This window comes from Candidatus Pelagibacter sp. HIMB1636, assembly GCF_052047675.1.
In the GTDB taxonomy this organism is placed as follows: domain Bacteria; phylum Pseudomonadota; class Alphaproteobacteria; order Pelagibacterales; family Pelagibacteraceae; genus Pelagibacter.
The window spans coordinates 491538-512173 of the sequence record NZ_JBNAJP010000001.1 but is presented as its reverse complement, the minus strand read 5'-3'; the positions used below and the strand labels follow the sequence as shown (position 1 = coordinate 512173).

Here is a 20636-nt window from a genome sequence, read left to right as displayed (position 1 = left end):
TTATATGAATGTTATGTTAAAGATTTATTAAAAAGAATTTAATTTAATTTTTTTGAAGTTCGTAGATAGAAACATAATGTTTCTTCTTAGGTAGTGGGATTATTGTTGGAACTTTAGCTAATCTTGGTTTTATTGATTTATTTCCTACAATAATATTTTTATCATAATTTTCTAAATTGACTTCAGGATGAGGGTTTCCATCATTGATTAATGGCCAAGCATCACAAGCTCTATAACCAAATAAAATTAAGGGTCTTGAGTTATTCATTTGGTTGTGTCCAGACCCATGAACTGATCTACAATGAAAAAAAACAACTGTTCCAGCAGTTCCTGTTATAGAAACACTATCTTTAGTTCCTATTTTATTTTTTTTAGTATCTATTTTTCCAACAAAATAATTTTCTTTGCTGTGGTGGCTGTATAATTTCTTTTTGTGTGAATTTTTTATTATTTTAAGAGGTCCATTTTTCTCATAGCAATCATCTAAATATATACCAACTGTGATTAAATCATCGTTTGTATGAGGGTAAAAAGCCCAATCTTGGTGCCATCCAATTTCACTTCCTTTTTTCTTATTTGGAAGCTTAAAATTTAATTTACCAAGATGAAATCTAACTGTTCCACCTAACAATTTTTTAGCTATTGATATAATCTTTTTATCTCTAGATAATTCATAGAAAACTTTATGCCTGTTCTGAGGATTATTTAGTCTTAAAATTTCTTTATTTTTGGATGAGCCTGAATTGTAAACAAAATGGTAATTATTATAGGATTGAGTTCCATTTACACCATTATGATATTTTTTATTTTTCTCTTTTGAAATAACTTCATTAACAATTTTATTTATTTTGTTTATCTTTGTTTGAGAAATTAAATTGTCTTTAACAAGAAAACCATTTTTTTTAAATAAATTTAAATCGTTCATAAAATTAAATTATAAAGAAAATAAATCCTCTTAGAAAAAATTACAATGCTTATTGTATTATAAAAATATCAGTGAATGTTATATGTTAATCCGAGAATTTAAAAAAATTCCCGGATTAAACCTAATTTTTAATTAACAACCTTTGAAAGATGCAGACATATTTCTAATTAAATTGAAATATAGATCTTTACCTGGATCTAATGTTGCACCTAGAGGATCCAGAACACCAGTTTTAATCTTCATATCTTTTGCTACAGCATTGATAATAGCAGGATTAAACTGAGGCTCTGAGAACACACAAGCTACTTTATCATGCTCAATAATTTCTCTTATTTCAGCAAGTTTTTCTGCACCAGGCATTACATCAGTATTAACAGTAAATGCTCCTAATATTTTAACGTTAAATCTTTCCTCGAAATATTGATAAGCATCATGAAATACAATTGAAGATACGCTGTTACTTAAATCAGTCATTACATCAATTGTAAGTTTATCAATTTCTTGCAAAGCCTTAGCTAAATTACTTTTGTATTTAGCTTCATTTTTTGAATCATTTTCAATTAAATGTTCTGCCATTTCATTTAAGATAGCTTTTGCATTAATTGGGTCCAACCAAATGTGTGGATCAAATTCACCATGTGCATGTCCATTATGATCATCATGTCCATGGTCGTCGTGATCATCTTCTTTTTTACCATGATCGTCGTGATCGTGGTCGTGATCGTCTTCCTTTTTACCATGATCGTCGTGATCGTGGTCGTGATCATCTTCTTTTTTACCGTGATCGTCGTGATCGTGGTCGTGATCATCTTCTTTTTTACCGTGATCGTCATCATGTCCATGGTCGTCATGATCATGTTCGTCAAAAATATTTCTTTCTCTAAATTTTAATACTTGTAATCCTTTGATTTCTATTAGTTCAATTTTTTCAGCTTTTTTTGCGATAGAACTTAACGGTTTTTCTAAAAAATTTTCTAAATCTTCTCCTACCCAAAACACAAGATCAGCATTTTGAAGCATTTTTGCATGAGAGGGCTTCATTGCAAATCCATGAGGTGAGCTATAACCATCCACTATTAGATCTGGTTTACCTACACCATCCATTAAATAACTTGCTAATGAATGTATTGGTTTAATAGAAGCAACTACTTTAATTTCAGCATTTGCTGATGAAAATATTGTTAAAAACGATATTAATGAAAAGATTATTGGTAATTTTTTTAGATTTACCATAAGTAATTATTTAAAAGTTGTTATATTATAACATTATGTAATAATATAACATTTACAAGTCAAGGAATAAATGAATTCTGAGAATAAAACTTTGGTTCAACTAAATAATGCAGGCTTTCGACAAAATGGAAAGTGGTTGGTAGAAGGTGTTTCGTTAAAAGTTGAAAAAGGAAAAATTGTAACTTTAATTGGTCCTAACGGGTCAGGAAAAAGTACAACTGCAAAAATTGCTTTAGGAATTTATAAAAATATAGAAGGGAATGTTGAGAAATATACTAACAAGATTGGATATGTTCCTCAAAAAATATCTATAGATTGGACATTACCTCTTCGTGTTTATGATTTTATGCTGTTGACAGAAAATATTGACGAGGAAGCGATAGATGAAGCTTTAAATCTAACTGGTGTCATTCAATTAAAAAATAAAAATTTAGGAAATTTATCTGGGGGTGAGTTTCAAAGAGTTTTATTAGCAAGGGCTATTTCAAAAAAACCAGAATTATTAGTTCTTGATGAACCTGTTCAAGGTGTAGATTACACAGGTGAAATTGCTCTTTATGAATTGATTAAAAAAATTTCAGACACTCTCAATTGTGGAATTTTGTTAATTTCACATGATTTACACACTGTCATGACAGCTACTGATCATGTTGTTTGTTTAAACGGCCATGTTTGCTGTTCTGGTACACCAATGGATGTGGCAAAAAACACCGAATATAAAACCTTATTTGGCGAAAAAGCATCTCAAATTCTTTCTGTATATGAACATAAACATGATCATGTTCATTCAGAGGAAGGGCAAATAAAGAAAAATTAATATGTTTGATGATTTTTTTATTAGAGCTTTAGTTGCGGGAATAGGTGTGGCTTTAGTTACTGGCCCCTTGGGTTGTTTTGTAATTTGGAGAAGATTATCTTATTTTGGTGATACACTCTCTCACTCAGCTTTATTAGGAGTGACCATGGCTTATTCTTTAGAGTTAAATATAGCCTTATCTGTTTTTGTAATTTCATCTGTAGTTGCTTTAATTCTTATTCAACTTCAAAAAAAAACTAATCTACCTGGTGATGCTTTGCTAGGTTTGTTAGCCCATTCTTCTTTAGCAGTAGGCTTGGTTGTGATAGGTTTTTTAACATTCATTAGATTTGATATAATGGGTCTGTTGTTTGGTGACATATTGGCTGTAACTAAAAATGACATACTAATAATTTGGATAGGTGGCGCTATCATATTGTTGATTTTAAAATTGATATGGAAACCTTTATTTGCGTCTACTGTTAATTACGAATTAGCGGAGGCTGAAGGATTAAATCCTGAGCGCGCTAAAGCCGTATTCACAATTTTAATGGCAGCAATCATCGCAATTTCAATAAAAATGGTAGGATTATTATTAATAACCGGAATGCTAATCATTCCAGCAGCTATGGCCAGAAACATCTCAGACAGTCCTCAGAAAATGATATTTTTCTCAATTATAGGTGGTTTATTATCTGTAATACTGGGATTATTTTCCTCACTTGAGTTTAATACAGCCTCAGGACCATCAATAATTGCTGCATCATTATTTTTATTCATTTTGTCTTTATTTAAAATAAAGCAATCCATTCAATTGAAAAACTAATGACTAATTGATAAGAATTTTATAAATGCAAAAAGAACATAATCTTTCTAAAAACCAAAAAATAATTTTTGATCTTATTGATAAATCTGGTGAACCTATGAAGGCTTATTCAATTCTTTTTAATGTTCAAAAAAAAGGGATTAAAGCACCACTGCAAGTTTATAGAGCTTTAGATAAATTAGTTGAAATTGGAAAAATCCATAAGATCGAAAGTAGAAATGCTTTTATTGCATGTCAAAATTCTAGTTGCCAAATTTCTAAAGCAACAGCTTTTTCTATTTGCGAAAGCTGTGAAAAAGTTTCAGAGATAAATAATTCAAAACTTTCAAAATATTTATCAAATTTTGAGGATGACTCAGGAATGAGATACAATAAGTATAATTTAGAATTTTTTGGTTTATGTAAAAAGTGTAAATCGAAGTAATGAGCACAGTACCTTTAACCTTAGATGAAATATTTGAACTTGCCAAAAAAACTCTTTTGGCTAATGGGTGCGATGATGAAACAGCATCAACTTTATCAGATTTAATAAAAAATGCAGAAAGAGATGGTTCATTATCACATGGTTTATTTAGATTGCCTGCATACGTAACTGGTCTTAAAAGTGGAAAAATTAATGGAAAAGGTAAACCTGAAGTTAAAAAAATATCACCTTCTGTAATTAAAGTTGAGGGAAATAATTGTTTAGCACCTGTTGTTTTAAATAAAGGTTTGCCAGAATTAGCTAAAGCTGCAAAAGAAAATGGTGTTGCACTATTAGCAATAAACAATTCACATCATATGGCTGCTATGTGGCCTGAAACAGAAAAGTTAGCAGAAGATGGTTTAGTTGCTTTTGCATGTACATCTTACAAACCTGCTGTTGCACCAGCAGGAGCAATAAAACCATTATTTGGAACGAACCCAATTTCATTTGCTTGGCCAAGACCTGGTAATACACCTGTTGTTTATGATATGGCAACTGCATCGATGGCTATGGGAGAAGTTCAGGTTGCTAAAAGAGAAGGGCACAAAGTTCCACTTGGAACTGGTTTGACTGAAGATGGAAAAGAAACAACTGATCCAGGTGAAATTGCTGATGGCGGAGTATTATTACCGTTCGGTGGTTACAAAGGTTCTGCAATTGCAATGATGGTTGAATTATTAGCGGGCGCTTTAGTTGGTGATAATTTTAGTTACGAAACAGCTGCTAAAGATAATAACGATGGTGGACCTCCAAGCGGTGGTGAATTTATATTAGCAATAAATCCAGATAAAACTTCAGGTACTGATTGGCAGAAACATGCAGAAGAATTTTTTGAGAATATGAAATCAATGGGTGAAGTAAGATTACCAGGTGAAAGACGTCATAAAAATAGATTGGACACTGGTCCAAGAAATATAAACGAAGAGTTAGTTAATAAAATTAAATCTTTAAGCTAAAGTAATTTCAATAGGGGTGTGGTCAGAGGGTTTTTCTCTCCCACGAGGATCTTTGTTGATGTTTATATCCTTAATTTGATCAATTAATGAATTTGAAACTAAAAAATGATCAATTCTCATGCCATTATTTTTTTGCCAGGCACCTCTCATATAATCCCAAAACGTATATCCTTCTTTTTCTTCATTAAAATATCTATAAACATCGTTAAAACCTAGATTTATCATCTCTCTAAATTTTTTTCTGATTTCCAACCTGTATAAAGCGTCATCCTCAAAACTTTTTACATTATAAACATCTTCTGCTGATGGAATTATATTAAAATCACCAGCTAAAATTAAATTTGGATTTTTTTTAGATAAAGTTTTTAGTTGTTTGATTAATTGATCAAGCCAATTTTTTTTGTAGTCATATTTTTCAGTATCAACAGGATTTCCATTTGGAGTGTATATATTAATTAATTGAATAGTTTTTTTCTTATATTCAAATTCAGCAGAAATTATTCTTGATTGTTTTAATTTATCTTTAATTAAATCAGTTTTAATATTTTTTAATTTATTTTTAGAAATAATTGCTACACCATTATAACTTTTTTGACCAAATACGTGGCTTTCATAATCCATTGAAGAAAAATCATCGTAAGGAAAATTGATATCCTCTGTTTTGATTTCCTGCATCATTAAAATATCTGGTTTATATTTTAATAAATAACTTTTAATATTTTCAATTCGTGCTCTTACAGAATTGACATTCCAGGATGAAATCAGCATTAAAGTGAGAAAGAAACACCACAACCACAAGAGGATTTTGTTTGTGGATTAGATATTTTAAATTGTTCACCTATTAACTCAGAAACATAATCAACTTCAGAGCCTTTAAGTAAATCTGCTGAAGTTTTATCAATTAAAATATTTTGATAATTTAAATCGTCGTCTTGTTTTGATTTATCAAAAGTGAATTCGTATTGAAATCCTGAACAACCACCACCTTTAATAGCGATTCTAAAAAATGAACCTTTGTCTTTTTTTGCTAACAAAGTTTCTATTTGTTTTAACGCATTATCTGTAAATTTAATTTCTTTAATCATGTCTCAACACTGATATTACTAATATAATACTTAATTATTTTAATTAAAGGATGAAAAAAGACGCTTTGTTAGGGTTATACAAAAGTAAAGGCAGACTAATTAAGGAAGCTAACTCAAAATATCGATCTCCTTTTCAAAGAGATAGAGATCGTATTATTCATAGTGCATCATTTAGAAGGTTAAAACATAAAACCCAAGTATTTGTTAATACTGAGGGAGATCATTTTAGAACAAGGATTACTCACTCAATAGAAGTTGCTCAAATTGCAAGATCAATAGCTAAATATTTAAAATTAAATGAGGATTTAGCCGAAACTTTAAGTTTAGCACATGATTTAGGCCACACGCCGTTCGGTCATGCTGGAGAAGATGCCTTACATGAATGCATGGAGAATTATGGTGGTTTTGATCACAACCTTCAAACTTTAAGAATAGTTATGTTTTTAGAAAATAAGTATTTTAAATTTAAGGGATTAAACTTAACTATAGAAACGTTAGAAGGTCTTCTTAAACATAACGGACCAGTTGAGGATATTGGTTTAGTTAACAAGCTAATAGGGCTGAAAACCTTTAAAGGTAAAATTAAATATAATTCATTTCCCTCTCTTGAAGCTCAAATTTCAGCAATTTCAGATGATATTGCATATAACAATCATGATATTCAAGACGGAATAAAAGCTAATCTTTTTAAAATGGAGGAATTGATCGAAATAGATTTTTTTAAAAATATTCATAAAAAATATAAAAATAAAATTACTAATAAAAATTATAAAATTGCAATTTATCAAATTATAAGAGACTCAATTGATCTCATGGTTAAAGATTTATTGAGCAATACCCAAAAAAATATTCAAAAACTTAAGGTAAAATCCTCAAGAGATGTAGCTAAATCTAATGAGTTAATCGTTTGTTTTTCTAACCAAATTAAGAATGCAGAAAAAGAAATTAAATCTTTCTTAAGAGACAAAATGTACGACAACAAGTCAGTATTGAAAAAAAATCATAAAGGTAAATTAATAATTAAGAAATTGTTTAAAATAATTAAATCAAATCCAAGAAAATTTTTGTCCAAAGATCAATTGACTAAAGACAAATATAGAGCTATTTCAGATTTTATATCTGGAATGACTGATAGATATGCTATTAACCTTTATAACGATAATAAATGAATATTTTTGAATTATATTTAGATAAAATTAAATCTGTTATCGTTGATTTGAATAAAAATAATAAACTAGAAATTCCAGAGAATTTTAATGGAATTAATGCAGAAATACCTCCACCAAAATTTGATTGTGATATTTCAACAAATGTTGCGATGGTTTTATCAAAAATCAATAAAACCTCACCATTACAGCTCGCAGAAAAACTTGCTCCCGACATTAAAAATAATGACAGTGAAATTGAAACAATATCTGTAGCCAGACCAGGATTTATTAATATTAAATTTAAACCATCTTATTGGTCAAATTTTATTAAAAATATCACAGATAATGCAGATAGTTTTGGAATAAATGACAAGGAGAAAAAAAATAATTATTTAGTAGAGTTTGTTTCAGCAAACCCAACAGGTCCTTTACATGTAGGACACTGCAGAGGTGCTATTCTAGGTGATGTTATCTCTAATGTTTTAATTTTTAATAAACACAAAGTTACAAAAGAATATTATGTTAATGATTATGGTAACCAAATTATAAATTTTACTAAATCCGTATATTTTAGAATTAGAGAAGTTCATTTTAAAGAAACATTTCCTGAAGATAATCCTGATTTGTATCCTGGTGATTATCTAATTGATTTTGCAAAAAATATAATTTCAAATAATTCAGATCTTAAATTTGATAATTTTGATGAAATTAGAGATAAATTAACAGTCTTATCAATAGAGCAGGCGCTTCTGCTTATCAAAAACAATCTTAATAGCTTGGGTATTAAACATGATAATTTTGTTAGTGAAAAAAATATCGTATTAAACAATGAAGTTGAAAGTGTAATAGATTTTTTAGAAAAAAATAACTTTATTTATAAAGGAAAAATCAAAGCCCCAGCTGGTGAAGATAACAAAGATTGGGTTGAAAGAGAGCAATTATTATTTAAATCAACAGAATTTGGTGACGATAAAGATCGTGCACTTCAAAAATCTGATGGCACATGGACTTATTTTGCAAGTGACGTTGCTTATCATAAAAATAAAGTTGATCGAAATTTTGATTACTTAATTAATATTCTTGGAGCAGATCATGCAGGTTATATAAAACGGATTACCTCCTCGGTTGAAGCACTGTCTGGAAAAAAAGATACGTTAATTTGTAAAATTAGTCAGTTGGTAAAGTTAATTAAAGATAACAAGCCTTTCAAAATGTCTAAAAGAAAAGGAGATTATATTACCGTAGATGACTTGATTGAAGAAGTTGGAAGAGATGCAACAAGATTTATTATGCTTAACAGAAGTAGTGATGTTGAATTAGATTTTGATTTCGATGCAGTCAAAGAAAAATCTAAGGACAATCCATTATATTATGTTCAATATTGTTACGCTAGAATTTCATCTGTATTTAGACATATAGATAAAGACTTAAATTCAAAAATTGAATTAAATGATTTTAATTTTGAATATTCTAATGATGAAATTAAAATTTTAAAAAAATTATCTGAATGGCCAAAATGTATTGATGCAGCTAGTACAAAATTAGAACCACATAGAATACCTGTTTACTTATACAATCTTGCATCTGAATTTCACTCGTATTGGAATTTAGGAAAACAATTTCCAGAAAAAAGGTTCATTAATGATCAAAAAACAGTCTCACCAGATAAATTGATCTTTTTGAAGGCTATTTCTAATGTAATAAAAACAGGAATGGATATTGTTGGTGTTGATACACCAAATCAAATGTAATGCTTAAAGAAATAAAGTACTTAATATTTGTTTTAGTAATACTTTTATTTATTTTTTTTACAGGAAAATATTATTTTTCAGATGAACACAAAAAAAAATCATACAGATCTCATCAAAATATTGATGAGAAAATAAAATTATATTCAAAAAATTTACCAGTTTTAGAGAATGATACTCAAAACGTGATTGAGTATGTTAAGCAAACAAACAAAAAGAAAAAGAAAAAGTTTAATTTTTGGAAATTATTAGACAATGATAAGTAAAAGAAAATCTTTTATAGTTGGTTTAAAATCAACAAAATTATCTAAAAATGAAATTTTATTTCTAAAAAAATATAAACCCTGGGGAATTATCCTATTTACTAGAAATATTACATCTTTTGATCAAGTTAAAAAATTAACCTCTAGCATTAGAAAAATTTTTAAGGATAAAAAATATCCAATCATGATTGATCAAGAAGGAGGAAGAGTAAACAGATTAAGAAATTTAATTTCCTTTGATAATATGACATCTGAATATTTTGGAGATTTGTTTAATAAAGATAAAAAAAAATTTGAAATCGTTTATAAGTTATTTGTAGATAAGACCTCTTATTTATTGAATTTAATTGGTGTGAATATCAATACTGTTCCAGTTTTAGACCTTAGAGTTAATGAAGCAAGCAAAGTAATTGATGATCGATCTTATTCAAAAAATAAAAAAATTGTCTCTAAATTAGGTGATATTTGTATTGAATTATTTCAAAATAACTCAATAGGAACTGTAATGAAGCATATACCTGGTCATGGTTTAGCAAAAGTCGACAGTCATTATTCAACACCGATTATTAATAAAACATATGGATATCTTCTCAAAAACGATTTTTGGACATTCAAAAAGAAAAAATGTTTATTTGCAATGACAGGGCATGTTGTTTATTCAAGAATTGATAAAAATAACACCGCCACTCACTCTAAAAAAATAATTAATATTATTAGGAAAAATATAGGATTTAAGAATATTTTAATTTCAGATGACTTATCAATGAAGAGTTTAAGTGATGATTTAAAACTTAATACTATTAATTTATTCAGTGCAGGTTGTAATATAGCACTTCATTGCAATGGAAATATGAAAGAAATGAAGATAGTTGCAGAAAATTCTCCTCAAGTGAATAGTTTTATTCTTAAAAAAACATCTCAATTTTATAAAATTTTAAGTTAATATCTTTCCATGTCCACTAATGATTCTAAATTATTTAATGTAGATATAAATAATTATAATGGACCGTTAGATGTACTTTTAGATTTAGCAAAAGCTCAAAAAGTTGATTTAGAAGAAATATCTATAACTAAGTTAGCAGATCAATTTCATGAATATATTACTAATGAAAAAAACTTAAATTTAGAAATTGCTTCTGAATATCTTTTAATGGCTACTTGGTTAGCTTATTTAAAATCAAAATTACTTTTACCTGGTACCCCTGAAGAAGAATTTAAAGTTCAAGAAGTTGCAGAAAAATTAAAATTACAGCTAAAAAAATTAGAATTAATTAGATTATTATCTGAACAAATGCTTAAGAGAAAAAGATTAGGTAGAGAGATAAGAACTAGAGGCATGAAAGGAAGTATTAGATCAATTTATAGCACTGAATATAATTTAAGCTTATTTGAACTAATGAAAGCTTACTCAACAATAATAATGACTAAAGATTTTCAAAAAATGAATATTCCAAAACTACCTGTGTTCACAACAGAAGATGGGATTAAAATAATTAGAGAATTTTTTGGCAAACTATTTGAATGGAAAAAACTTGATGAATTAATACCAAGTAATTTTAAAAGTGGTTCAAAATACAAGAAAACTGGTAAGGCTGGAATTTTTGCTGGATCACTAGAATTAGTTAAAGAAGGAAATTTATCAATCAAACAAGATAAATTGTTTGATGAAATATATGTAAAGGAAATAAATGATTAAAAAAGCAAAATCTTCAAAAGATAATGTTTTAAAGTTTCCATCAAAATTATCAGATTTAGACAAAGAGATAGAAGCAATTATTTTTGCGGCAGCTGAGCCTTTAGATGTAGACACTATAGAAAGTAAAGTTTCTAAAAAAGGTAACGTTCCAGAGTCTTTAGAAAAATTAAAACAAGAATATTCCAACAGGGGAATTAATTTAATTTGTATAAAAGATAAGTGGTCTTTTAGAACGTCACCAAATTTATCAAGTTTGATGTCGCAAGAAAAAACTGTTGAAAAGAAACTATCAAGAGCTGCAGTAGAGACATTGGCTATAATTGTTTATCATCAACCTGTTACGAGAGCTGAAATTGAAGAAATAAGGGGAGTTGCTTTTGGTACAAACACTTTAGAGATATTAATGGAATTAAATTGGGTAAAACCAGGTGGTCGAAAAGATGTTCCAGGTAGACCAATTCAGTATATAACTACTGATGATTTTTTAAGTCATTTTAACATACAAAAATTATCTGATCTTCCAACAATTGATGAATTAGGAGCTGCTGGTTTAATTGATAGTTCTAGTGTTGATAATGCTATTTTTGGGACTGGAAAATTTTACAAAGAAAAGCAAGAAGAGAAAAAAGAAGATATTTATTCTAATATAGATGAAATGCTTAATAGCACTCTAGATCCTGAAGAGAAAGAATAGTAAAAAGTAACTTTCAAAATAACCTTAAAAAGGTTATAAGTTTTTTATGAGTATAGGAATTTGGCAAATAGCTATTGTAGTTATATTGGTTGTTTTATTGTTTGGAAGAGGAAAAATTTCAAGCTTAATGGGTGATGTAGCTAAAGGTATTAAAAGTTTCAAAAAAGGAATGGCGTCAGACGTAACTGACGATACAGAGCCAAAAAATATATCTGACGATAACAAAGACTCGGATAACAAAAATTAATTTAAATGCCTACTATCGGTTGGTTTGAAATTTTAATTGTTGTTGCTATTGCAATAATAGTTCTTGGACCAAAGGATTTTCCAGTGATGTTAAAGAAAGCAGGCTCCTGGATTGGATCAGCAAAAAGGTACGTTAATAATATTCAAAATGAAGTTTCAAATCTAGAGATAGATGAAGAAAAAATTGATAACGAAATAAAAAAAGAAATTAAAAAAGATGAGTAATGAAGATCAGGAAGGTGGATTTGTAAGTCACCTAACAGAATTAAGAAAAAGGTTAATAAATAGCTTTATCTTTTTATTTATCTTTTTTGTAATTTGTTACTTATTTGCAGAACATATCTATGGTTTTCTTGTTGATCCATTTGCAAGAGCTGTAAAAGAAGACGGCTCTGATAGAAGATTGATATTTACAGCTTTACAAGAGACCTTTTTAACATATCTTAAAGTATCATTCTTCACTGCTTTTTTTGTTACATGTCCATTTATATTGATGCAAATTTGGAAATTTATTGCACCTGGATTGTACAAACATGAAAAAATAGCAATTCTGCCTTACCTTATATTAACACCAATATTATTTTTTTTAGGAGGCATGCTGGTTTATTATTTGATAATGCCTCTTGCAATTAAATTTTTTCTTTCATTTGAAAGCACAGGTCTTTCTACAAATTTACCAATCCAATTAGAGGCTAAAGTTAATGAATATTTATCACTAGTTATGAAATTAATTTTTGCTTTTGGTATCAGTTTTCAGCTACCAGTCGTTTTAAGTTTATTAGCTAGAATCGGAATAGTTGATAGTCAATTTTTAAAAGAGAGAAGAAAATATGTAGTTGTTATAATATTTGCAGCAGCTGCATTGTTAACACCACCAGATCCAATTACTCAAATAGGTTTAGCAATACCTTTATTAATTCTGTATGAATTATCAATATTTTCAGTAAAATTTATAGAAAATAAAAATTTACAAAAAGAAGATGCATAACATTAGAGAAATACGAAAAGATTTTTCCAAATTTCAAAAATCTCTTGAAAAAAGAAATTTAGAAGTAAATTTTGAAAAAATTCAAAAATTAGATGAACAAAATAGAAATTTAATTCAAAAAAAAGAAAGTTTAGAAAAAGAAAAAAAAGATATTTCTAAATCAAAAGATGAAAGTTTGTTTAAGAAATCTAAAGAAATTAGCAAGGAACTCGAGAAAATTGTAGAAGATCAAAAACAAATTAAGTTTGATTTAGATACTATACTGTCTAGCATACCTAATATACCACATGAAGATGTTCCAAATGGTAGAGACGAAAATGATAACAAAGAAATATTAAAATCAGGAGAGATACCCAATTTAAAATTTAAACCTAAAACACATTACGAATTAGGTGAAAAACTAAAAATGCTTGATTTTGATTTAGCTACAAAAACTACTGGTTCAAGATTTGTATTTGTAAAAGATAAATTGGCTCTTTTAGAAAGGGCAATATCAAATTTTATGCTTGATACGCATATTCATCAAAATGGTTATCAGGAAATATCACCTCCATTAATGGCATCAGAAAGCACTATGTACGGGACTGGACAGTTGCCAAAATTTGAAAATGATCAGTTTGAAATTAAATTTGACGAAGGTTCAGATAGAAAATTTTTGATACCAACAGCAGAGGTGATTTTAACCAATATTGTTAAAGATAAAATGATTGATCTTAATAATTTACCAATGAGATTTGTTGCTTCAACTCCTTGTTTTAGAAAAGAAGCTGGAAGTTATGGAAAGGATACAAGGGGCATGATTAGGCAGCATCAATTTTACAAAGTTGAAATGGTAAGCATTGTTGAGAATGAAAAATGTTTAGAAGAATTAGAGAGAATGACAAATTGTGCCACTGACATACTAGATAAATTAGAATTACCTTATCGAAAAGTAATTTTATGTTCAGGTGATATGGGTTTTAGCGCAGAGAAGACCTATGATATTGAGGTATGGTTACCATCAGAAAATAAATATAGAGAAATATCTTCATGTTCATCTTGTTCGACGTTTCAAGCACAGCGTATGAAGGCAAGATATAAAAATAATAATAAGGAAAATGTTTTTGCAGGTACGTTAAATGGAAGCGGTTTAGCTGTTGGAAGAACTCTGATTGCAATTATGGAAAACTATCAGCAAAAAGATGGTTCTATTATAATTCCTAAAGTTCTAAGACCTTATATGAACAATATGGAATTGATTTCTAACAATTAAAGTTGTTTTAATTAGTTAGATGGTATAAGAATGCCATAATTTAAAGGAGATTTATGGAAGGTTCAGGAATAGGTCAATTTATACCGCTTATTTTAATTTTTGTTATTTTTTATTTTTTCTTAATCAGACCACAGCAAAAAAAAGTTAAAGAGCATAAAGCAATGGTCGAAGGTTTAAAGAGAGGTGATAAAGTAGTCACATCAGGCGGTATAACAGGAAGAGTAGAAAGATTAATTGATAACGACAAAGTAGAAGTTGAAATAGCTGAAAATGTTAAAGTAGAAATTGTTAAAGCTACAGGTATTCAAAGTCTCTTAAACAATACTCCAGAAGTAAAAAAATAATCAATTAAGATAAGTGCTTTATTTTTCTAAACTAAGAATCTTATTTGTAACTTTATTTTCTTTATTATTTATTTTAATTGCTTTATCAAATTTATTTAAGTTCGATGATAGTTTTTTTAATAAGAAAATAAATCTTGGTTTAGATTTACAAGGTGGTTCTTATCTTCTACTTGAAATTGATAATGAGCCTGTAATTGAACAAAAGTTACAAAATTTAACAACCACTATTAGAAATTATTTCAAAGAGAAAAACATCAAAGTTAATAATATTAAAATTGATAATCAAAATATTTTTTTCAATGTTGCTGATTTAGATAAACAAGCAGTGCTAGATGTGTTTCAAGATGAAAACAGTGATCTAAATCCTTATTACCCAAGATTTAAATCACACCAACTTGATATCGAAGATAATGGAATCAATTTAAAAGTAAGTTTTTCAAGACAAGGCATAATCAATCTTAAAACTTCATCGCAAGATCAAGCTATAGAAATAGTAAGAAGAAGGGTAGATGAAGTCGGTACTAATGAACCAAATATTTTAAAAAGAGGTAATGATAGAATTCTTGTTGAACTTCCTGGGCTAGATGATCCTCAAAGAATTAAATCACTATTAGGAAAAACTGCAAATCTTACATTTAGATTTGTAACTAATGACGAAAGTGACAGATTTGGTGTTGAGAAGTTAAAATTTGAAGATGGCTTAGAAGAGGCAACTGTAAGCAAAAGAATAATTATCAGTGGTGAAAATCTATTAGATGCACAACCAAAAATGGATACTCAAAATAATCAAACAGTTGTGAATTTTACTCTTGATAGAGTGGGCGCTAAACGATTTGGTAAAGCGACATCTACTGGTATTGGAAAACAATTAGCCATAGTTTTAGACGGAGAAGTAATTAGTGCACCAGTTGTTAGAGATACAATTGCAAGTGGTTCTGGACAGATCAGTGGGGGTTTTACTTTTCAAAGTGCTACTGATTTAGCTTTATTATTAAGATCTGGAGCTTTACCTGCTCCATTAGAAATCATAGAGGAACGAACTGTGGGTCCTGATCTTGGACAAGATTCGATTAATGCAGGAATGATTGCTTTAGCTATAGGTTTTTTATTAGTTATTATTTTTATGTTTGTTAAATACAAAGTTTTTGGACTAATCACTAACGTAACATTAATAATAAATTTATTTTTATTACTTGGTATTTTAACTTTATTTGAAGCAACATTAACTCTTCCTGGTATAGCTGGTATAATTTTAACTGTTGGAATGGCAGTTGATGCAAATGTATTAATTTTTGAAAGAATTAAAGAAGAACTTAAAGATGAAAGTAATAATATTTTAGCTTTTGATGGAGGTTACACAAAATCAAGAACAGCAATTATTGATGCAAATATTACTACTTTATTAGCAGCTATAATTTTATTTTTTATGGGATCTGGTCCAGTAAAGGGATTTGCTGTTACTCTAGGTGTTGGAATTTTTACAACACTATTTTCAGTTTATTTTATAGCAAGATTGTTCACTAGTCTTTATGTGACAAGAAATAAAAATAAGGAAAAACTAATCTAATGATAGCATTTAATAAATACTATAATCACTTTAACATACTATCTATATTCTTAATTACAGCATCACTTTTATTACTAATTTTTAAAGGTTTAAATTACGGTATAGACTTTAAAGGCGGAACATTGATTGAACTAAGGTCATCAGATAGCAAAATTAGCGTTAGTTCTTTGAGAGATAAATTTAATCAAATGGATTTAGGAGATGTTTCTGTTAAAAAATTTGGAAATGAAACTGATTTTCTAATTAAATTTGAAAATAAAGATAATAAAAAAAATATTATAGAAGAAATTAAAAAAGATTTAGACAGTTCTTTTGGAAATAACTATGATTTTAGAAGAGTTGAAAATGTGGGTCCTAAAGTTAGTGCTGAGTTGCTTAAAGCTGGCGTTATAGCAATTTCTTTATCTTTAGCTGTAATGCTTATTTATATTTGGATACGTTTCGAGTGGCAATTTAGTTTGGGTGCAATTTTGGCATTATTTCATGATGTAATTGTTACATTGGGAATTTTTTCATTGTTTAGTCTTGAGATTAATTTATCAATTATTGCAGCTGTTCTAACTATTGTTGGTTATTCTATGAACGATACAGTTGTAATCTTTGATCGTGTTAGAGAAAATTTAAGAAAATATTCAGACATTAAAATTTTTGAATTAACAAATATTTCAATTAATGAAACTTTATCTAGAACAATAATAACCTCAGCTACAACTTTGTTAGCTTTATTGGCGATATTCTTTTTTGGTGGCGAAATTTTAAAAGGTTTTTCTTTAGCAATGATACTTGGTGTTGTGTTTGGAACTTATTCTTCGATTTATATAGCTAATACAGTTTTAGTAAGATTAAGAGTGTCACAAAAAACAGTCTTAAGAGAAGACGATAACAAAACAGTTTAATATAAGTTTTGAGCAGCTACCATTGAAAGTAACATTGGTAGAGATAAAAGTGTATTTGTTCTTGAAAATAACATTGCAGTTTTAGCAGACTTAGCTTTTGTTTCTGGATCAGCTTCAACTATTCCTAAAGCTCTTTTTTGGTTTGGCCAAATCACAAACCAAACATTAAAAGCCATTACAATTCCTAACCACATACCAATTCCTATTGCTGTATGTTTTGGAACACCAGATCCAATGCTAAAAGTCATAGCATCATGTAAATATCCATTTAACAGAGCTAAAATTAATCCTGAAAGAACAGTAAACGCAGCCGCCCATCTAAAATAAAATAATGCAGCAGGAGCAATTACTTTCCCAATAGCAGGTTTTTGTTCATCAGGTATTTTTCCCATGTTTGGAATTTGAACAAAATTAAAATACCACAATAATCCTATCCACATTATTGCAACAACAACATGAATGTATCTAAATAACCAGCTCCAAAAAAGAGTATCGAATACAATACCATCATTTAAATAGGAAAGACCTAAAAACAATATGATTGCTAATGCAAGCGATGCATGAATTGTTTTAGATAGTGATGATAATAAACTGCTCATGATTCTAAATTAATATACACTAAATTTAGATTTTTTATAAGTTTTTATATTTAGTACAAAAGAGGTTTTAAAAACTGGCCTGTGTAGCTTTCTTTCACTTTGCAAACTTCTTCAGGTTTGCCTTCTGCAACAATTTTACCACCTTTAACACCGCCCTCAGGACCCATATCAACTATATAATCAGCTGTTTTTATAACATCTAAGTTATGCTCTATTACAACTACGGTGTTTCCTAATTTCACGAAGGTATGAAGAATTTCTAGTAATTTTTTAATATCGTGCTGATGTAGTCCAGTAGTTGGTTCGTCTAATATGTACATAGTTCTACCAGTTGATCTTTTTGATAATTCTTTAGCTAGTTTAATCCTTTGTGCTTCACCACCTGATAGAGTTGTGGCCTGTTGTCCAATTTTAATGTAACCAAGTCCAACTTTTTTTAAGGTTAATAATTTAGATTTAATATTTGAAATGTTTTCAAAATATTCACAACCTTCATCAACAGACATATCTAAAACATCGGCTATACTTTTTCCTTTAAACTTAATCTCTAAAGTTTCTCTGTTGTATCTCGTTCCTTTACACTCATCACACTGAATATAAACATCTGGTAAAAAATGCATTTCATAAGTAATAACACCATCTCCTTCGCAAGCCTCACATCTACCACCCTTAACATTAAATGAAAATCTTCCTGGCTTATAACCTCTAGTTTTAGACTCGGGTAAACTAGTAAACCAATCTCTTATAGGACCAAAAGCTCCAGTATATGTAGCTGGGTTAGATCTTGGAGTTCTACCAATAGGGGATTGGTCGATATCAATAATTTTATCAATTAATTCCACACCTTTGTAACCTTTAAATGCTTTGGGGGTTTTTCTAGCTTTATTATTAAGTGTTAAATTTAATGCATGAAATAATGTTTGTAATACTAATGTAGATTTACCACTACCTGAAACTCCTGTTACACAAGTAAATGTACCTGTAGGAATTTTAAGATTAACATTATTTAAATTATTTCCACTAGCACCATTTATTTCTACAAATCTACCATTCTTTGCCAATCGTCTAGTTTTAGGAATTTCAATTTTTTGTTTATTTGCAAGATATTGTCCAGTTATACTCTTCTTATCCTTTTTAAGTTCTTCATAAGTTCCTTGAGCTGTTATTTGACCACCATTCGTTCCAGCTTCAGGCCCAAGATCAATAATATAATCTGCATTTTCCATTGTTTCAGTATCATGTTCAACAACAATTACTGTATTTCCAAGATCTCTTAATCTTTTTAATGCATTAATTAATTTAACGTTATCTTTTTGATGTAAACCAATTGATGGTTCATCTAAAACATACAATACTCCAGTCAAACCAGATCCAATTTGTGATGCCAATCTAATTCTTTGAGCTTCTCCACCTGATAAAGTTCCAGATTCTCTTGATAGTGTTAAATAATCTAAACCAACGTTAAGTAAGAAATTTAATCTTTCATTTATTTCTTTTAGGACATGCTCTGCAATTTTAAATTGCCTTTTGTCCAAATTGTTTTCTAAGCTTTTAAACCATTCGGCGGCATCATGAATTGATTTTTTAGTGACCTCACTAATATTTAAATCATTAATCTTAACACATAATGCCTCTTCTTTAAGTCTATCACCATTACAAGCTTCACATGCAGTATCAGATTGATATTCGGCTATTGCTTCTCTTTTCCATTCACTATCAGATTCTAAGAAACGTCTTTCAAGATTATTAATCACACCTTCAAAAGTTTTTTTATATGAATATTTTTCATATCCATCATCATAATTAAATTTAATTTCGTCCTCATCTGAACCATATAAAATTATATCTTTTATTTTTTTTGGAAGTTTTTTCCATTTTTCATCAAGAGAAAATTCATAATGCTTTGCAAGAGAAGCTAATGTTTGGGCATAATATAAAGTTGTCGATTTGGCCCATGGTTCAATTGCCCCATCTGCTAAACTTTTTCGCTCATCTGGAACTACTAAATTTGGATCTACATTTAATTTCATTCCTATACCTTCACATTCTTCACAAGCACCATAGGGACTATTAAATGAAAACAATCTTGGTTCTATTTCTTCGATAGTAAAACCACTTTCTGGACAAGCAAACTTTGTGGAGTAAATTAATTTTTCAATTTTTCTAAATTTTTGAGGAAGAGTTTCATCTTCGTATTCAACAAAAACTAATCCATTAGCTAAATTTACAGCTGTTTCTACGCTTTCAGCTAATCTGTTTCCAAGTTTTGAATTAAGTACAATTCTATCAACTAGAATTGAAATGTCGTGTTTTAATTTTTTATCTAGGTTAGGAGATTTTTCTATATCGTATAATACATTATCAATTTTTATTTTTCTAAATCCACGTCTCTTATAGCTTAAAATATCTTTTTTATATTCACCCTTACGACCCCTAACTACTGGAGCATAAATATAAATTGTAGATTTTTTTGGTAATTTTTTAATTAAATCAACAATTTGAGTAATTGTTTGAGAGGTTATTGGCTTACCTGTAAAAGGAGAATAGGGTATGCCTGCTCTTGCATAAAGAACCCTCATATAATCATAAATTTCTGTAACAGTTGCAACAGTTGATCTGGGATTTTTTGAAGTGTTTTTTTGTTCGATTGCTATGGCTGGACTTAAGCCTTCAATTAAATCAACATTAGGCTTTTTCATTTTATCTAAAAATTGACGAGCATAAGCAGATAAGCTCTCGACATATCTTCTTTGACCTTCTGCATAAATGGTATCAAAAGCTAATGAAGATTTTCCTGACCCAGACAAACCTGTTATCACTACAAATTTATCTTTTGGAATTTCTACAGTCACATTCTTCAAATTGTGTTCTTTAGCGCCCTTAATAACTATCTTTTTCATCATATTTT

Annotated in this window: 23 protein-coding genes; 17 read left to right on the top strand and 6 right to left on the bottom strand. The window is 28.9% G+C overall.

From position 1 onward, the window contains the following. Positions 1–43: 43 nt before the first annotated feature. Together ACTTA6_RS02715 and ACTTA6_RS02710 are read right to left on the bottom strand one after the other, a co-directional pair. Positions 44–925 (bottom strand): phytanoyl-CoA dioxygenase family protein, encoded by an 882-nt coding sequence (locus tag ACTTA6_RS02715; protein ID WP_440614400.1) that lies wholly within the window; start codon positions 923–925, stop codon positions 44–46. Between the two features lie 132 nt (positions 926–1057). Beyond that, on the bottom strand, positions 1058–2158 hold the full coding sequence (locus ACTTA6_RS02710; protein ID WP_440614399.1) for a zinc ABC transporter substrate-binding protein: 1101 nt from the start codon (positions 2156–2158) through the stop codon (positions 1058–1060). 70 nt (positions 2159–2228) lie between these two features. Between ACTTA6_RS02710 and ACTTA6_RS02705 the strand changes: the two genes are divergently transcribed. Genes ACTTA6_RS02705 through ACTTA6_RS02690 form a run of 4 tightly spaced genes read left to right on the top strand, consistent with a single transcriptional unit; the run spans position 2229 to position 5202 of the window. After that, on the top strand, positions 2229–2975 hold the full coding sequence (locus ACTTA6_RS02705) for an ATP-binding cassette domain-containing protein (RefSeq protein ID WP_440614398.1): 747 nt from the start codon (positions 2229–2231) through the stop codon (positions 2973–2975). A 1-nt stretch (position 2976) separates the two neighbouring features. Next, positions 2977–3780 (top strand): metal ABC transporter permease, encoded by an 804-nt coding sequence (locus tag ACTTA6_RS02700; protein ID WP_440614397.1) that lies wholly within the window; start codon positions 2977–2979, stop codon positions 3778–3780. A 25-nt stretch (positions 3781–3805) separates the two neighbouring features. Beyond that, positions 3806–4204, top strand: a complete 399-nt coding sequence (locus ACTTA6_RS02695; protein WP_440614396.1) for a Fur family transcriptional regulator — start codon at positions 3806–3808, stop codon at positions 4202–4204. After that, positions 4204–5202 (top strand): Ldh family oxidoreductase, encoded by a 999-nt coding sequence (locus ACTTA6_RS02690; RefSeq protein ID WP_440680380.1) that lies wholly within the window; start codon positions 4204–4206, stop codon positions 5200–5202. The genes ACTTA6_RS02695 and ACTTA6_RS02690 overlap by 1 nt, the downstream gene beginning before the upstream one ends. On the opposite strand, the gene xth is transcribed toward ACTTA6_RS02690, so the two are convergent. Further along, positions 5194–5970, bottom strand: a complete 777-nt coding sequence (gene xth, locus ACTTA6_RS02685) for an exodeoxyribonuclease III (RefSeq protein ID WP_440614394.1) — start codon at positions 5968–5970, stop codon at positions 5194–5196. The two genes, ACTTA6_RS02690 and xth, sit on opposite strands and share 9 nt — an antisense overlap. Continuing rightward, positions 5970–6287, bottom strand: coding sequence for a HesB/IscA family protein (locus ACTTA6_RS02680; RefSeq protein WP_440614393.1), 318 nt, complete (start codon positions 6285–6287; stop codon positions 5970–5972). Before ACTTA6_RS02680 ends, xth begins: the two co-directional genes overlap by 1 nt. A 50-nt stretch (positions 6288–6337) precedes the next feature. Here ACTTA6_RS02680 and ACTTA6_RS02675 point away from each other — a divergent pair, with 50 nt between their 5' ends. Genes ACTTA6_RS02675 through secF form a run of 13 tightly spaced genes read left to right on the top strand, consistent with a single transcriptional unit; the run spans position 6338 to position 17129 of the window. Continuing rightward, complete coding sequence (locus tag ACTTA6_RS02675) at positions 6338–7456, top strand: deoxyguanosinetriphosphate triphosphohydrolase (protein WP_440614392.1); 1119 nt, start codon at positions 6338–6340, stop codon at positions 7454–7456. Further along, positions 7453–9186 carry an arginine--tRNA ligase gene (argS, locus tag ACTTA6_RS02670; RefSeq protein ID WP_440614391.1) on the top strand — a complete coding sequence of 578 codons (1734 nt, stop codon included), beginning with the start codon at positions 7453–7455 and terminating at the stop codon, positions 9184–9186. Before ACTTA6_RS02675 ends, argS begins: the two co-directional genes overlap by 4 nt. Further along, on the top strand, positions 9186–9449 hold the full coding sequence (locus ACTTA6_RS02665; protein ID WP_262589227.1) for a hypothetical protein: 264 nt from the start codon (positions 9186–9188) through the stop codon (positions 9447–9449). The genes argS and ACTTA6_RS02665 overlap by 1 nt, the downstream gene beginning before the upstream one ends. Continuing rightward, a complete protein-coding gene (locus ACTTA6_RS02660) occupies positions 9439–10389 on the top strand; it encodes a glycoside hydrolase family 3 N-terminal domain-containing protein (protein ID WP_440614390.1) in 951 nt (316 codons plus the stop codon). The genes ACTTA6_RS02665 and ACTTA6_RS02660 overlap by 11 nt, the downstream gene beginning before the upstream one ends. 9 nt (positions 10390–10398) lie before the next feature. Further along, positions 10399–11142 carry a segregation and condensation protein A gene (locus tag ACTTA6_RS02655; protein WP_440614389.1) on the top strand — a complete coding sequence of 248 codons (744 nt, stop codon included), beginning with the start codon at positions 10399–10401 and terminating at the stop codon, positions 11140–11142. Then, on the top strand, positions 11135–11836 hold the full coding sequence (gene scpB, locus ACTTA6_RS02650; RefSeq protein ID WP_440614388.1) for an SMC-Scp complex subunit ScpB: 702 nt from the start codon (positions 11135–11137) through the stop codon (positions 11834–11836). Before ACTTA6_RS02655 ends, scpB begins: the two co-directional genes overlap by 8 nt. A gap of 46 nt (positions 11837–11882) precedes the next feature. Then, positions 11883–12083: a twin-arginine translocase TatA/TatE family subunit gene (tatA, locus tag ACTTA6_RS02645; protein WP_262589223.1), complete on the top strand. Its 201-nt coding sequence runs from the start codon at positions 11883–11885 to the stop codon at positions 12081–12083. 5 nt (positions 12084–12088) lie between these two features. After that, the gene (gene tatB / locus ACTTA6_RS02640) at positions 12089–12307 is read left to right on the top strand and encodes a Sec-independent protein translocase protein TatB (RefSeq protein ID WP_262589222.1); all 219 of its coding nucleotides are present in this window, start codon (positions 12089–12091) and stop codon (positions 12305–12307) included. Then, on the top strand, positions 12300–13070 hold the full coding sequence (gene tatC, locus ACTTA6_RS02635) for a twin-arginine translocase subunit TatC (RefSeq protein ID WP_440614387.1): 771 nt from the start codon (positions 12300–12302) through the stop codon (positions 13068–13070). Before tatB ends, tatC begins: the two co-directional genes overlap by 8 nt. Then, positions 13063–14322 (top strand): serine--tRNA ligase, encoded by a 1260-nt coding sequence (gene serS / locus ACTTA6_RS02630; RefSeq protein WP_440614386.1) that lies wholly within the window; start codon positions 13063–13065, stop codon positions 14320–14322. The genes tatC and serS overlap by 8 nt, the downstream gene beginning before the upstream one ends. Before the next feature lie 53 nt (positions 14323–14375). Further along, positions 14376–14666, top strand: coding sequence for a preprotein translocase subunit YajC (gene yajC / locus ACTTA6_RS02625; RefSeq protein ID WP_262589219.1), 291 nt, complete (start codon positions 14376–14378; stop codon positions 14664–14666). Positions 14667–14679: 13 nt separating this feature from the next. After that, positions 14680–16233: a protein translocase subunit SecD gene (gene secD / locus ACTTA6_RS02620; protein WP_440680379.1), complete on the top strand. Its 1554-nt coding sequence runs from the start codon at positions 14680–14682 to the stop codon at positions 16231–16233. Beyond that, positions 16233–17129, top strand: coding sequence for a protein translocase subunit SecF (gene secF, locus ACTTA6_RS02615; protein WP_440614384.1), 897 nt, complete (start codon positions 16233–16235; stop codon positions 17127–17129). Before secD ends, secF begins: the two co-directional genes overlap by 1 nt. Here the strand turns inward: secF and ACTTA6_RS02610 are convergent. After that, a complete protein-coding gene (locus tag ACTTA6_RS02610) occupies positions 17126–17728 on the bottom strand; it encodes a urate hydroxylase PuuD (protein ID WP_440614383.1) in 603 nt (200 codons plus the stop codon). The two genes, secF and ACTTA6_RS02610, sit on opposite strands and share 4 nt — an antisense overlap. A 50-nt stretch (positions 17729–17778) precedes the next feature. Continuing rightward, positions 17779–20631, bottom strand: a complete 2853-nt coding sequence (gene uvrA / locus ACTTA6_RS02605; protein WP_440614382.1) for an excinuclease ABC subunit UvrA — start codon at positions 20629–20631, stop codon at positions 17779–17781. Positions 20632–20636 lie beyond the last annotated feature (5 nt).